The sequence below is a fragment of the Kitasatospora sp. NPDC094015 genome (genome assembly GCF_040304075.1).
GTDB lineage: Bacteria > Actinomycetota > Actinomycetes > Streptomycetales > Streptomycetaceae > Kitasatospora.
Map to the genome: position 1 here is coordinate 137,540 of NZ_JBEOUL010000008.1, position 14,059 is coordinate 151,598.

At 75.3% G+C, this 14,059-nt stretch carries 12 protein-coding genes; 5 read left to right on the top strand and 7 right to left on the bottom strand.

Annotation, left to right across the window (positions count from 1 at the left end; all coding sequences use genetic code 11):
* Positions 1–92: 92 nt before the first annotated feature.
* Both ABT014_RS13060 and ABT014_RS13065 read left to right on the top strand, forming a co-directional pair.
* The gene (locus ABT014_RS13060; RefSeq protein ID WP_350638926.1) at positions 93–1,232 is read left to right on the top strand and encodes a selina-4(15),7(11)-diene synthase; all 1,140 of its coding nucleotides are present in this window, start codon (positions 93–95) and stop codon (positions 1,230–1,232) included.
* 25 nt (positions 1,233–1,257) lie between these two features.
* Positions 1,258–2,607 (top strand): cytochrome P450, encoded by a 1,350-nt coding sequence (locus ABT014_RS13065; protein ID WP_350638773.1) that lies wholly within the window; start codon positions 1,258–1,260, stop codon positions 2,605–2,607.
* A 48-nt stretch (positions 2,608–2,655) separates the two neighbouring features.
* On the opposite strand, the gene ABT014_RS13070 is transcribed toward ABT014_RS13065, so the two are convergent.
* Positions 2,656–4,308: a sigma-70 family RNA polymerase sigma factor gene (locus ABT014_RS13070; RefSeq protein WP_350638774.1), complete on the bottom strand. Its 1,653-nt coding sequence runs from the start codon at positions 4,306–4,308 to the stop codon at positions 2,656–2,658.
* Positions 4,309–4,519: 211 nt separating this feature from the next.
* Here ABT014_RS13070 and ABT014_RS13075 point away from each other — a divergent pair, with 211 nt between their 5' ends.
* Complete coding sequence (locus ABT014_RS13075) at positions 4,520–5,146, top strand: LysE family transporter (RefSeq protein ID WP_350638775.1); 627 nt, start codon at positions 4,520–4,522, stop codon at positions 5,144–5,146.
* Between the two features lie 22 nt (positions 5,147–5,168).
* On the opposite strand, the gene ABT014_RS13080 is transcribed toward ABT014_RS13075, so the two are convergent.
* From ABT014_RS13080 to ABT014_RS13105, 6 genes are all read right to left on the bottom strand, one after another.
* Positions 5,169–5,402: a hypothetical protein gene (locus ABT014_RS13080; RefSeq protein ID WP_350638776.1), complete on the bottom strand. Its 234-nt coding sequence runs from the start codon at positions 5,400–5,402 to the stop codon at positions 5,169–5,171.
* Between the two features lie 56 nt (positions 5,403–5,458).
* Entirely contained in the window at positions 5,459–6,034 is a 576-nt protein-coding gene (locus tag ABT014_RS13085) for an RBBP9/YdeN family alpha/beta hydrolase (RefSeq protein ID WP_350638777.1), read from the bottom strand.
* A 64-nt stretch (positions 6,035–6,098) separates the two neighbouring features.
* Entirely contained in the window at positions 6,099–6,557 is a 459-nt protein-coding gene (locus ABT014_RS13090) for a (2Fe-2S)-binding protein (RefSeq protein WP_350638778.1), read from the bottom strand.
* Between the two features lie 33 nt (positions 6,558–6,590).
* Complete coding sequence (locus ABT014_RS13095; protein WP_350638779.1) at positions 6,591–8,837, bottom strand: xanthine dehydrogenase family protein molybdopterin-binding subunit; 2,247 nt, start codon at positions 8,835–8,837, stop codon at positions 6,591–6,593.
* 21 nt (positions 8,838–8,858) lie between these two features.
* A complete protein-coding gene (locus ABT014_RS13100; protein ID WP_350638780.1) occupies positions 8,859–9,230 on the bottom strand; it encodes an avidin-fold protein in 372 nt (123 codons plus the stop codon).
* Between the two features lie 97 nt (positions 9,231–9,327).
* The gene (locus tag ABT014_RS13105) at positions 9,328–10,233 is read right to left on the bottom strand and encodes a polysaccharide deacetylase family protein (protein ID WP_350638781.1); all 906 of its coding nucleotides are present in this window, start codon (positions 10,231–10,233) and stop codon (positions 9,328–9,330) included.
* 289 nt (positions 10,234–10,522) lie between these two features.
* Here ABT014_RS13105 and ABT014_RS13110 point away from each other — a divergent pair, with 289 nt between their 5' ends.
* Together ABT014_RS13110 and ABT014_RS13115 are read left to right on the top strand one after the other, a co-directional pair.
* Positions 10,523–11,350: an SDR family oxidoreductase gene (locus ABT014_RS13110; protein ID WP_350638782.1), complete on the top strand. Its 828-nt coding sequence runs from the start codon at positions 10,523–10,525 to the stop codon at positions 11,348–11,350.
* A gap of 167 nt (positions 11,351–11,517) precedes the next feature.
* Positions 11,518–13,986, top strand: coding sequence for a SpoIIE family protein phosphatase (locus ABT014_RS13115; RefSeq protein ID WP_350638783.1), 2,469 nt, complete (start codon positions 11,518–11,520; stop codon positions 13,984–13,986).
* Positions 13,987–14,059: the final 73 nt, after the last annotated feature.

The following is a 14,059-nucleotide window of genomic DNA, read 5'->3' on the forward strand; positions in this document are numbered from 1 at the left end:
ATGTTCTTGCGCGTGATCCATTTCGGCCGGCCGTACGGGGGGCGCCCGGCACCCGAACGGACTGGGAGAACCAGGACTTGAGCGAGATATCGATGGCGCACGGGCTGACGGCAGTCCCGCCGATCTTCTCCCCCTACCGCGCCGCCATCCACCCCCGGCACGAGGCCGTGGACCGGCACACCGCCGTCTGGGCAGGCAGTTTCGGCATCGGCTCACCGGAGCTGCGAGCCAGCCTGGTGACTCACAATATTGGCACATTCGCGGCGCGGATCCTCCCCGAAGGGCGGGAGGAAGTGGTCGAAATCCTGTCCGACTTCGTGCTGTGGCTCTTCGGCGTCGACGACGGCTACTGCGAGGAGGGCGACCTCGGCAGACGCCCGGGAGCACTCCTCGGCGCCCTCTCCCGGTTGCTGAGGGTGGCCCAGAACCCCGAGGCCCCGATGCTGCTGGACGACCCCCTCGCCCGCGGCGTACGCGACCTGCACGCCCGAATATCAACCCACGGCACCGCCGGACAGGTGGCCCGCTGGGTGGACGCGCTGCGCGAGTACTTCCTCTCCGTGGTCTGGGAGGCCGAGTTCCGCAGCCAGGGCAGCGTCCCCGACCTCAACGACTACACCCTGATGCGGATCTACGACGGCGCCACCTCGGTCGTGCTGCCGCTGCTGGAGATGGGCCACGGCTACGAACTCCAGCCGTACGAGCGCGACCGGACCGACGTGCGGGCCGCCGCCGAGATGGCCTACTTCGTCATCTGCTGGGACAACGACCTCTTCTCGCACCACAAGGAGAGCCGGACCGGCCGGTACTACCTGAACGTGATCAGGGTCCTGGAGCAGGGGCTCGGGATCGGCACCGACCAGGCGGTCACCCTGGCGATCGCCCAACGCGACCGCGTGCTCTGCCTGTTCGTGCGGCTGTGCGCCCGACTGCGCCGTCAGGGCAGCCCGCAGCTGCGGCAGTACCTCACCAGCCTGGAGTCGTTCATCCGCGGGGCCCAGGACTGGGGCATCTCCTCCCGCCGCTACACCACCCCGGACGACCCGGCCGACCTCCCGGTCGCCTTCCGCGACGCCCCCACCGACGACAGCCAGGAGCCGCTGGACATCCCGGCCGTGGCCTGGTGGTGGGACCTGCTGCCGCGCGAGGACGCGGACCGTACGGCACGCACCACCGGGCACCGCTCACCGGTGTTCACCCTGCGTCCCGCCGCCGCCCTCCGCACCGCCTAGGCAGTAGAAGAAAGGGAGTGCCGCGATGGCACCCGCACTGCAGTCGATCCCGCGTGCCCCGGGCCGGCTCCCGCTGCTCGGCCACGTCCTGTCGCTGTCCCGCGACCCGCTCGGATTCGTGAAGTCCCTGCGGCGCACCGGCGAGCTCGTCCGGGTCGACCTGGGCACCCTGCCGGTGGTCTTCGCCACCAGCGCGCGGCTCGCCCACGCCGTCATGGTCACCCACGGCACCAGCTTCGAGAAGGGCCGCCTGTTCGACCGGATGCGGCCGATGGTCGGCGACGGCCTGGCCACCGCGCCCAGCGCCGTCCACCGGCCGCACCGCAGGCTGATGCAGCCCTCGTTCCACCACCGGCGGATCGCCGGCTACTGCGAGACCATCAGCGAGCAGGCCCAGCAGCTGGTCGACGGCTGGGAGGACGGCCGTCGGATCGCGGTGGAGGAGGTGATGGGCGAGTTCTCGGTGGCCACCCTCGCCGCCACCATGTTCTCGGCCGAATTCGGCGGCCCCGCGGTGACCGCGGTGCGCCGGGACGTCCCGATCATCCTGAAGACCATGCTGCTGCGGGCGGTCTCGCCGAAGTTCCTGGACCGGCTGCCGATCCCGCCGAACCGCCGCTTCGACGCCGCCGCCGCCCGGCTGCGGCAGGTCATCGACGAGGTGGTCACCGCGACCCGCGGCTCCGGCGCCGACCACGACGAGCAGCCCGACCTGCTGTCCACGCTGCTCGCCGCCCGGGACGCCGACACCGGCGCCGCGCTCAGCGACGCCGAGGTCCGCGACGAACTGGTCACCATCCTGTTCGCCGGCACCGAGACGGTCGGCTCCACCCTCAGCTGGGCCTTCCACGAGATCGCCCGGAGCCCGGCGACCGAGGCCCGGCTGCTGGCCGAGATCGACGCGGTGGTGGGCCGGCGTCCGGTCGGCCACGAGGACGTGCCGAGGCTCACCTTCACCCGGCAGGTGCTGGACGAGGTGGTCCGGCTGCACGGCGTCACCCTGCTGATGCGCCGGGCCGTCGCCCCCGTCCGGCTGAACGGGGTGACCATCCCCGCCGGGACCGAGGTCGCGTTCAGCCTCTACGCCGTCCACCAGGACCCGGCGCTCTACCCGGACCCGGAGCGGTTCGACCCGGACCGCTGGCTGCCGGAGCGGCGGGCCGGGCAGCCCCGGGAGGCGTTCATCCCGTTCGGCGCGGGCTCCCGGCAGTGCATCGGGGACGCCTTCGCCAAGGCCGAGATGACCATCACCCTGGCGACCGTGCTGAGCCGGTGGCGGCTGCGCCCGGTCGCCGGGCACGCCACCGGGGAGGCGATGGCCGCGATGCCGCACCCGGACCACCTGCCGATGGTGCTGGAGGCCAGGGCCGCCTGACGGCCCGGCGGCACGGACCGGAGCACCGGTCCGTGCCGCCCACCGCGCTCAGCGCGGCGGCGCCCCGAAGTCCTGGGTCCACCAGGGGCCGCCCTTGCCGGTGTGCACGCCCACCCCGAGCTCGGTGAACGCGCAGTTGAGGATGTTGGCGCGGTGGCCGTCGCTGTGCATCCAGGCGTCCATCACGGCGGCCGCGTCCTGCTGGCCGCGGGCGATGTTCTCGCCCCAGGTGCTCCACTTGTAGCCGGCCGCCTCGATCCGCGGCTGCGGTCCGGCGCCGTCCGGGTTGGTGTGGTCGAAGAACCCGCGGGCCGCCATGTCGTCCGAGTGCTTCTGGGCCGCCGACGCCAGCTGCGCGTTGGCCTTGACCGCCCCGCAGCCCGCCTTGGAGCGCTCGGTGTTCACCAGGTCGAGCACCTGCTGCACGGTGTCCCCGGACGGGGGCTTGGGGGCCGCGGTGCTCGGTGCGGCCGGCTTGCTGCTCGGCGAGGCCGGGGGCGCCGCCGGCTTGCTGCTCGGGGCGGCGGACGGGCTCGCGGAGGGGTCCGCGGACGGGCCGGCGGTGCTCGCGGACGGCGCGGCCGAGGAGGGCGCCGCCGTCGACGGGTCGGCGGCCGGTCCGGGGGCGTTCGCCAGGTCGAGCTGGGTGGCCGAGGCGGCCTCGCCGGTGGAGTCCTGGCGCGGCGGGTAGGCGGGCAGCAGGTGGGCCGTCACCCCGGCCACGGTGGCGGTCAGCACGGCCGCGCCGAGCACCTTGAGCGCGGTACGGCCCTTGGTGGGCTTGGGCCGGCGCCGCCCGCGATGGGCCCCGCCGGACCCGCCGCCCTGGCCCCCGTGGCTGCCGCCGTCGCTGCCGTCGCCGTGGCCGCTGCTGCTGTTGCCGCCGCTGCTCGCGAGGTCGGCCAGCCGGTCCAGCCCCAGGTAGTCGCCGTAGCCGTTCGGCAGCGGCACCATCGCCATGCCGGCGAGCAGGCCCTCGGCCGGCATCAGCCCGTGCTGGGCCTGCGCGCAGAACCCGCACTCCCGCAGGTGCCGGGTGATCCGCTTGCGCCACAGCGCGCTCGGTATGCCGTCCCAGTGCGAGGTCAGCTCGGCCAGCTGCCAGCAGCGCGGCGAGACGGCCAGCGCCCGGACCACCAGGCGGGCGGTCTCCAGCTGCTCCTTGACCCGCTGCACCCGCACCGCCGCGTGCTGCGGGGAGAGCCCCGCCGCCGCGGCCAGCTCGGCCCGGGTCAGCTCGCCGGCGGCCTCCTGCCACCACAGCGCCAGCAGCTCCCGCTCGGACTCGTCCAGCCAGCGGGTGGCCTCGGCGACCTCCCGCCGCTGCTCCGACAGGCCGAGCCGGACGATCGTCAGGCCGACGAAGTCCGCGCCCGGGTCGGGGACCTCGTACGCGGAGTGCAGGCCCTCGTCCGGGCCGGCGGGCAGCGCGTCCCGGTAGCGGCGGCGGACCTGGTTCATCGCGATCGCCACCAGCCAGGAGCGGAACCCGCCCGGATCCCGTAGGCCGGACAGGCCGTCCACCGCCCGGAGCATGGTCTCCTGCACCACGTCGTCGGTGTCGGCATGGCCGGACAGCGCGCGGCCGACGATGTTGTAGACCAGCGGGAGGTGCCCGGTGAGCAGCTCGGCGGTCGCCTGCCGGTCACCGCCGCGCGCGCGTTCGACCAGGGCGTGGTCGCTGTCCACTGCTCTGTTCACCCTCTGTGCCAGCCTTCCCGGTGTTTCCCTCACGTACTGGGAGATCCACCCGCCGCCCGCGGATAACGGAAAACCGGCAGAAGATTCCGGAACTTCTTCGAACCCGCCGCAGCGCGTCCGTGTCCGGCCCGGGAAGGACCCTACGCGAGGCCGCCGCCGGGCCGCCGGAAAACCAGGTGCGCCGGTCAGGGGCGTGCGCCACCCTGGCGCGATGACGGGTTCCTTGATGACGACGGCCGCCGAGGGCGCTGCGGCCGGCCTGGGTGTGGCGATGCCGGTCGGTGCGATCGGTGTGCTGCTGCTCCAGGAGGGCGGGCGCGGCTGGCGCCCGGCGGCGGGCGGCGCGCTGGCGGTCGCCGCCGTGGACATGCTCTACGCGGCGGTCGCCGTGCTCGTCGGTCCGCAGGTGGCCCGGCTGCTGGCCGGTACCGGCGGCTGGGTGCGGCTGGTCTCGGCCGCACTGCTCGGGGTGATCGCGATCCGCGGACTGCTCTCGCTGCGCGGCGCGGGCGCCCTGCCGACCGGCGAGCAGCCGGCCGCCGGCGGCTCGGCGGCCCGTTCGTTCCTGCGCTTCGGACTGCTCACCCTGGTGAACCCGGCCACCGCGCTGTACTTCACCGCCCTGACCGCGGCCCGCGGCGACAGCCTGCACGGGGGCGCCGGCGGCGCCGTCTTCGTGGCCGGGGTGTTCGTCGCCTCGCTGCTGTGGCAGCAGCTGGTCGCCGCCGCCGGCGCCTTCGGGGTCGCCCGCCTGGGCGCGCGGGCCCGCCGGGCCAGCTACGCGCTCGGGTACGGCGTGGTCGCCGTCCTCGCGGTCCGCCTCGCCTGGCCGGTCTGAGCCCGTCCGCCGGTCGCCGGGCTCAGGCGTCCGGGAAGCGCCGCCGCTTGGCCCGGTCCAGCTGGGCCAGCAGCACCGTGGCCACCACCACGACCAGCCCGGACACGATCCACCAGGCGGGCGAGGAGAGCCGGACGGTGAGCGAGAGCAGCGGCTGCCAGTCGAACAGACGGGCGGGGAACGGCAGCACCCCCTCGTACACGCCCAGCACGAACACCAGCGCGGACAGCGCGTCGTAGGACTTGGGATCGTTCACCGGGCCCATCATGGCAGCCCGGCCCCCGCCCACCCTGCGCCGCGCTCGGCCGCGTCCTACGCCTGAGGTGTCCGGGCGGTCAGTTCGGCGAGCAGGGCCCGGCCTTCGGGCCAGGAGCCGAGGCCGGAGTCGGAGTTGATGTGCCCGTACGGGCCCAGCTCGACGAAGCGCGCACCCCAGGCGGTGGCGAAGGACTGCGCCCGGGCCGGGGTGCACCAGGGGTCGTCGCTGCCGGCCACCACCGTGCTCGGGAACGGCAGCCGCCGCAGCGGTACCGGCCGGAAGCCGACCAGCTCCGGCACCTCGGTGGTGTCGATGTCGGCGGGTGCGACCAGCAGGGCGCCGGCCACCCGGGTCGCCGCGGCGGGCGAGCCGGCGACCCAGTGCGCGACCGTCACGCAGCCGAGACTGTGCGCCACCAGGATCACCGGCCCCCGCGCGGCGGCCACCGCCCGGTCCAGCGTCGCCACCCAGTCGCCCGGCTGCGGGTGGTCCCAGTCGGCCTGCTCGACCCGGCGGAAGGAGTCCGGCTCGGCGCGCACCCAGAGGCTCTGCCAGTGCGCGGGGCCGGAGTCCTGGTACCCGGGCAGCACCAGGTGGTCGACCGGGCGGGCGGGGGCGGGTGCGGTCATCGGGGTGGACCTCCGGTGGTGCGGGCGGCGTCGGGCGATCCTGTCACAGCCCACCGTGCGGGGTTCAGGCGCCGGCGGCGGCGGCCTTCTTGATGGCCTCGCGGATCCGGACGTAGGTGCCGCAGCGGCAGACGTTCTCGATCCGGTCGATGTCGGCGTCGGTGGGGTGGGCGGTGCGCCGCAGCAGCGCCACCGCGGTCATGATCTGGCCCGGCTGGCAGAAGCCGCACTGCGCCACGTCGCAGTCCAGCCAGGCCTGCTGCACCGGGTGCAGCCGGTCGCCGTCGGCCAGCCCCTCGATGGTGGTGACCTCGCGGCCGGCGCAGTCGGCGACCGGCACCACGCAGGGCTGGATCTCGGTGCCGTCCAGGTGGCTGGTGCAGGCGCGGCAGACGCCGACCCCGCAGCCGTACTTGGGGCCGGTGACGCCGAGCTTGTCGCGCAGCACCCACAGCAGGGGCATGTCGGCGGGTGCCTCGACGGTGACGGGAGCGCCGTTCAGGACGAAGGTGTGGCTGGGCATCGGGTGCTGACCCCTCGGCGGGTGAGTCGGGTCTCAGAAGGTGATCGGGAAGCTGCGGGGCGAGGTGCCGGTGGCCCGGGCGTACGCGTTGGCGACGGCGGCCGCCGCGGCGGGCACCCCGAGTTCGCCCGCGCCGCCGGGGGCGCCGGTGGGTGGCATCAGGTGCACCTCCAGTTCGGTCGGGCTGTGCCGCTGGCGGGCGTAGCGGAAGTCGGCGAAGCTGCCCTCGCGGACGGCGCCGGCGTCGATGTGCAGCCCGGCCTGCAGGGTGACCGAGATGCCGTCCGTCACCGCGCCCATCAACTGGGCCTCCAGACCGCGCGGGTTGACCGGCAGCCCGACGTCGGCGACCATCACGGCCTTGGTGACCCGGGGCGCGGCCCGGTCGGTGGCGTCCAGCTCGACCAGGCAGGCCGCGCTGGACCCGTGCTCGTCGTGGAAGGCGAAGCCCTGGGCGTGCCCGGCCGGCATCGCCCGCCCCCAGGGACCGGCCTGCGCCGCCCGGTCGAGCACCGCGCGCCCGGCGGCGTCGGCGAGCCGGGCGCGCCGGAAGGCCACCGGGTCCTGCCCGAGGGTGCGGGCGATCTCGTCCACCATGATCTCGTCGGCGACCCGGACCAGCCCGGAGTAGACCGAGCGCCAGCTGCCGGTGTGCATCTCCAGCGGCACCTCGGCGAGCAGCTGGGTGCTCACCCCGAGCTCGTAGGGGAGCTTCTCGGTGAGCAGGAAGAAGGCCTGCGAGAGGGTGAGCCCGCCGACCTGGAGGTCGAACCCGGCGGCGGTGAGCGCCTCGCCGAGGCCGTGCCGGAAGTCGGTCCGCACGGTGGCCACCCGGTGCTCGTAGGTGAGCACCTGGCCGAGCGCGTGGGTGGCCCGGATCCGGTGGTGGCTGGCCGGTCGCATCCGCCCGTGCCGGGTGTCGTCGTTGCGGGTCCACATCAGCTTGACCGGCCGGCCCGTGGCCTTCGAGACCTGGGCGGCCTCCAGGGCGCAGTCGAAGAACAGCCGCCGCCCGAACGAGCCGCCGGCCCGCACCACGTGCACCGTCACCGCGTCCTGCGGCAGGCCGAGTTCGGCGGCGATGGTCTGCTGGGCGACGATCGGGGACTGCGCGGCGAACCACAGCTCGGCGCGGTCGGCCCGGACGTCCGCGATCGCCGTCAGCACCTCCATCGGCGCATGGCTGACGAACGCGAAGTCGAACTCGGCGTCGACCGTCAGGCTGAGCAGCGGCGGCACCAGGAACGGCGGCTGGGCGGCCTTCAGCTTCGCCCTGATCTCCCGGTCGCCGAGCGCGGCCACCGGCCCGGGCCGCCAGTCGATCCGCAGCGCCGCCTTGGCCTTGAGCGCCTGGTCGAAGGTCTCGGCGAGCACCGCGATCCCGCTCGGCACCCGCACCGCGCCGAGCACGCCCGGCATCGCCAGCGCGGCCGAGGCGTCGTACGAGCCCACGGTGCCGTTGATGGTGGGCGGCCGGGCGATCACGGTGGGTACGGCGCCGGGCACGTCCAGGTCGCCCGCGTACCGGGCCTTGCCGGTGACGATGTCGCGGGCGTCGATCCGCCCGGTCGGGCGGCCGACCAGCCGGTGCTGGTCGGCCGGCTTCGGGGCGGTGGACACCTCGGGCACCAGCACCCCGGCGGCGGCGACGGCCAGCGAGGCGTAGGAGGCGCTGCGCCCGTCGGGGGCGAGCACCGCGCTGTCCTCGGTGCGCAGCGTGCCGGCGGCCAGGCCCCAGCGGTGGGCGGCGGCGGTGACCAGCCGGGCGCGGGCGGCCGCGGCGGCGGCCCGGACCGGGTCGTAGAGCGAGCGGACCGAGTTGGAGGCGCCGGTCAGCTGGTTGAACAGCAGCTCGGGCCGGGCCTTGGAGAGCGGGACGTCGACATCGCCCAGGCGGGCGTCCAGCTCCTCGGCGACCAGCATCGCGATCGCGGTGGTCAGCCCCTGGCCGACCTCCGCGCGGGGCAGCTCCAGCACCACCCGGCCGGCCTCGGTGACCTCCAGCACCAGCAGGTGCGCGGTCGGCAGCCCGGCGAGGATCAGCGCCTCGCCGAGGTCCAGCACGTCGGGGACGCCCGGGAGCGCCTCGGCGGGCTGCACATCGGTGGCCAGCCGGGTGCCGACGGCAAGCGCGGGTGCGGCGACCAGGTAGGTGAGCAGCCGGCGGCGGCTGACGGTCCGTGGCGCGGGCGGGACGCTGATCGGAGGTCCTTCCGGGGCCCGGCGGGGCCGGTACGTGCGGTGTCCGGACGGTGACACCGCGCGGCGACTGCCGAGCATAGGGAGGAAGTTACCGACGGGTCAACCAGTACTGCCGCCCGCCCGCCCGGGCCGCGGCAGCACCTCCTCGACGGCGCTGGTGCCGCTGCCCGGGCGGGACTCCCAGCGCCAGGACTCGTCCATCCGCAGCCGGCCGTCGGCCAGCCGGGACAGCACGCTGACGCAGTGTCCGCTGCTGGTCTCGCCGCCCTGGCTGAGCTGCACGTAGCGGAAGTCGAGGGTGTCGCCCGCGCGGGTGCCGACCAGCCGCCCGTGCACGATGGCGCCGCCCGCGTACGCGGCCCAGACCAGGCCGTCCTGCTCGCGGTAGGCGAACCGGGTCGCGGTGTCCACCTCGCCGTGGTCGGCGCGGCCGACCGGGGCGAACACCAGACCGTCGACGGAGGGGAGCACCGGTGCCTCCTTGCGTGGGGGAGGCACCAGTCGATCACGCCGGACGGCCGGGCGGCAGGGGCGGTTCGGATGCTGGACCGCCCCGGCGCCGGTCACCTCACAGGTAGTCGTCCAGGCGGGCCAGCGCGAAGCCCTGCGCGGTGGCGGTGTCGATCACCCGGCGGAGCATCTGGGCCATCGTGCCCTGCCACTCGGCGGCGCCGCGGAAGTGGGTGAGGATGATGTCGCCCGCGTGCAGCTGGTGGTCCTCGTACCGGTAGTCGATCCGGTCGGGGAAGGCCTCCTCGTTCCACAGCGGGGCCGCGGTGATCCCGCAGCTCGCCGCCACCCGCAGGCTGGCCTCGGTGTACTCGCCGAACGGCGGCCGGAACAGGGTGGGGCGGGTGCCGGTCTCGCGCTCCAGCCGGTCCTGCTGGCCGCAGATCTCCTGCCGCTGCTGCTCGTCGTCGAGCCGGCGCAGGTCCGGGTGGTTGATGGTGTGGTTGTTGATGCTGATGCCGAGCGCCTGCAGGCCGCGGAAGTAGTCGTAGTCGGAACGCGCCAGGTAGTCCGAGAGGAAGACGCTGACCGGGACCTTCAGATCCGCCAGCATCCGGACCAGTTCGGGGTCCTTCTCGGCGCCGTCGTCGATGGTGAGGAAGACCACCGGCCGGTCCGTCGGGACCCGCAGGACGACTGGAGGCAGCCCCGCGGCGGTCTTCACGTGGTAGCCGGCGACCAGCTCCGGCTTGGTCGCGGGCGGGGGCGGGGCCGCCAGCGGCAGGGCCGCGAGCCCCCAGCGCTGCGCGGTGGCCAGGGCCTGCTGCTGGACGGTCGCCCGGCGGGCGCGGGCGGCCTGGGCGTCGTCCTCCTCCTGCACCGCCCGGCCGGGGAGCGCCGCGGGGCGGGCGAGCGGTGGCACCGGCTCCCCGCTCCTGGTCCGCTCGGGCGGGGCGGCCGGTGCGGCGCCGGGCGGGGCGGCGCACGCCCCGGCGGCGAGGACCAGCGCGACCCAGGGGAGCACAACCCGAGAGCATCTGACGGATGATCTGCTTGTCATACCAGCCGATGATTTCCCGGGCGACGACCGGCCAACCGGCTGCCGATCCCATGTGGCCCGGATGGCGGACCGGCCGCCCGTCCCCGCCCGGCTGAGGGCCGTCCCCGCGCGTGCGCCGGGCCGAGTGCGCCGGTACGCGACCGTGCGCCCCGGCGGTGTGCGCGAGACCCTGCGCCGACCGGCCCGCGCTCCCTACCGTGGTGGCCTGATCACGACGGACGGATCGACAGATGGATCGACAGGGGGAGAGACCATGACTCGACGGTGGCTGGTGACGGGCTGCTCGTCCGGCCTCGGGGCCGCGCTGGCCCGGGCGGTGGCGGCGGCCGGTGACACCGTGCTGGCGACCGCGCGCAAGCCGGAGACCCTGGACGCGCTGGTGGCCGCACACCCCGACCGGGTCACCGTCGCGGCCCTCGACATCCGCGACCCCGAGCAGTGCGCCGAGGCGGTGCGGATCGCGGAGGACCGCCTCGGCGGCATCGACGTCCTGGTCAACAACGCCGCCACCGGGCTGCTGGGCGCGGTGGAGGAGGTCTCCGACGAGGAGCTGCGCGAGCAGCTGGAGGTGCTCGCGGTGGCACCCTGGCGGCTGACCCGCCTGGTGCTGCCCGGGATGCGGGCCCGGCGCGGCGGCCACATCGTCAACGTCTCCTCGATCGCCGGGCGGCTCTCCTTCCCCGGCATGGGCGCCTACGTGGCCGGCAAGCACGCCCTGGAGGGCATGGCGCTGGCGCTGGCCCCCGAGGTCGAGCCGTTCGGGATCAAGGTCACCACCATGGAGCCCGGCGGCTTCGCCACCCGCTACGGCAGCTCCGCCGCGGAGCCGGCCCGCCGCCTGCCCGCCTACCGCGGCGCCGCCGTGGACTTCACCCGCGACGGCGTGCGCGGCATGACCGACAACCCCGAGCTGGGCCGCCCCGAGGACTTCGCCGCCCTGGTGCTGCGGATCGTCGCCGCCGACCGGACCCCGCTGCGGATGCCGGTCGGCGCCGACGCCTACCAGTACCTCGAGGCCGTCCACGAGCAGAACGGCGCCGACCTGGCGGCCGCCAAGGCCTTCGCCGCCGGCGCCCCCTGACCTGCGGAGCCGACGGCGGCCGGGCGGGGACCCCTGCGGGCGCCCGCCCGCGCCGCCGGCACCGGCCCGTACCGCCGAGCGCCGCACCGGCCTGCCGCCCCCGGCGTCCCGCTCCGGGAGGGCCTCCCGTTTGACACCCCCCCTCGGCGCGGCGTACAGAGAAGAACATGCGACAGGGTGTGCCGGCGGACCAGCACGGCCCGCTGCCTTCCACCGCCGACACCGGAGCGGTCCGGGCAACAGACGCCCGCCCGCCCTCGCGGGAGGCGGTCGACCGGCTGCTGGCCGACTCGCTGCTGCGGGCCGTCCGCGGCACCTCGGCCTACGGCGGCCTGGTCTACCTGCGCTCCCCGGACCACCGCTCGCTGGCGATCAGCACCGTGGTCGGCATCCCCCTCGACCTCTTCGACGCCTTCCGCCGGATCCCGCTCGGCGCACCCCTGCCCGCCGCCGAGGCGCACCGGACCGGCCGCACCGTGATCCTCGCGGACGCCGACGAGACGATGCGCCGCTTCCCCCGTCTGGCGGTCGGCATGCCGTACTCGTACGCCAGCGCCTCCGTGCCGCTGGCCGCGGGCGGGCAGAGCTTCGGGGCGCTGACCCTGCTGTGGCCCGGTTCGGTCGGCGGCCCGCCGGCCGGGGTGCGGCGCCAGCTGCGGACCGTCGCCAACCGGCTGGCCTCGGGCCTGGCCGCGCACGGCGGGGAGGTCACCGCCGGGCCGGAGCCCAAGGTGCTGCGGCTGCCGCCGCCGACCGACCCGGCGACCCTGATCGGCAGCCTGGACTGGGAACCGGCCACCGGCCGGCTGCGCGCCGACGCCGAGCTGTCGCAGATCCTCGGCTTCGGCCCGGCCGAGTTCGACGGCCGGTGGGCCACCCTGGTCGCGCGGCTGGCACCGGAGGACGTCCGACCGCTGCGGGCCGCGGCCCGCGCGGCCGTGCTGCGCGGCGAACCGTTCAGCCGCCGGGTCCAGGTCCGCGACCACAGCGGCGGCTACCGCTCGGTCGAGCTGCGCGGCCGCGTCCCGGAGGGCTCCCGGCACCTGGTGGTCACCGTGCTGGACAGCACCGCCGGCTCCGCGGCGGCCGCCGCCGTCGAGCGGCTGCGCGACGGTGTCTTCGCCCTCCACCCCGACGGCCGGGTGGCCTACCTGAACCGCAGCGCCGAACTGCACCTGGGCGCCCGCCGGGCCGAGCTGATCGGACGCCACCCCTGGGAGATGCTGGCCTGGCTGGCCGACCCGGTGTACGAGGACCGCTACCGGGCCGCGATGGTCTCCCAGCAGCCCACCGCCTTCCTCGCCCGCCGCCCGCCCGACCACTGGCTGGCCTTCTCGCTCTACCCCGACTCCTACGGCGTCACCGGCCGGGTGGTGCCCGCCGCGCCGAGCGGCGAGCACCTCGACGCGCTGCCCGAGGCCCCGCCCGCCACCCCGCCCCGCCCCGGCGCGTTCTACCACCTGCTCCAGCTGGCCAGCGCGCTCACCGAGGCGGTCACCGTGCGCGAGGTCGCCGACTGCGTGATCAACGAGATCCTGCCCGGCTTCGGCGGCCAGGAGCTCGCCCTCTACCTGGCCCGCAGCGGCCGGATGCACCTGGTCGCGCAGAACGGCTACCCGGCCGGCTTCCTGGACTCCTTCGAAGGCATCCCGATCCGGGCCAGGCTCCCCGGCACCGAGGTCTTCAGCAGCGGCGCCCCGATCTTCTTCGAGTCCCCGGACGAACTGGTGGCCGCCTACCCCGGCATCCCCAGGGACGAGATGCGCGCCTGGGCGTTCCTCCCGCTGATCGCCTCCGGCCACCCCGTCGGCAGCGCCATCCTCGGCTTCGACCACCGCCGGATGTTCACCACCGAGGAACGCTCGGTGCTCACCGCCCTCGGCGGCCTGATCGCCCAGGCGCTCGAACGCGCCCGGCTCTACGACGCCGAGTTCGCCCTCGCCCGCGGCCTCCAGCAGGCCCTCCTGCCGCACCGGCTGCCGGCCGTGCCCGGCCTGACCACCGCCACCCGCTACCTGGCCGGCACCCAGGGCATGGAGATCGGCGGTGACTGGTACGACGCGGTGAGCACCCCGCTCGGCCTCTACCTGGTGATCGGCGACGTCGAGGGCCACAACGTCGGCGCCGCCGCCACCATGGGCCAGCTGCGCAGCGCCGTCCGGGCCTTCGCCAGCGGCGGCGCCGAACCCGACGAGGTGCTCTGCCGGACCAACCAGCTGCTGCTCGACCTCGACGCCGGCCTGCTCGCCAGCTGCTGCCTGCTGCGGATCGATCCGGCCGACGGGCACGGCCGCGGCGCCCGGGCCGGCCACCTGCCGCCGCTGCTGCGCCACACCGACGGCCGCACCGAGCTGATGGAGCTGGAGGGCGGCCCCCTGCTCGGCATCGACAGTGACGTCGGCTTCCCGGTGACCGACTTCCGGATCCCGGCCGGCGCCATCCTCGCGCTCTACACCGACGGCCTGGTCGAGGTGCCCGGCGCCCCGATCGGCGACGGCATCGACCGGCTGCGCACCATGCTCGCGCACAACACCGACGGCAGCCTGGACGCACTGGCCGAGCGGCTGGTCGCCGACGCCCGCCGCACCACCCACCGCGCCGACGACGTCGCACTGCTGCTCGCCAGCCGGGACTGAGCCACCCCCGGCGCCGGCCGCGCGCGACTTTCGTCGTGGCCGGTCGCGACCAAACGGGACTGCGCCCGTCCCG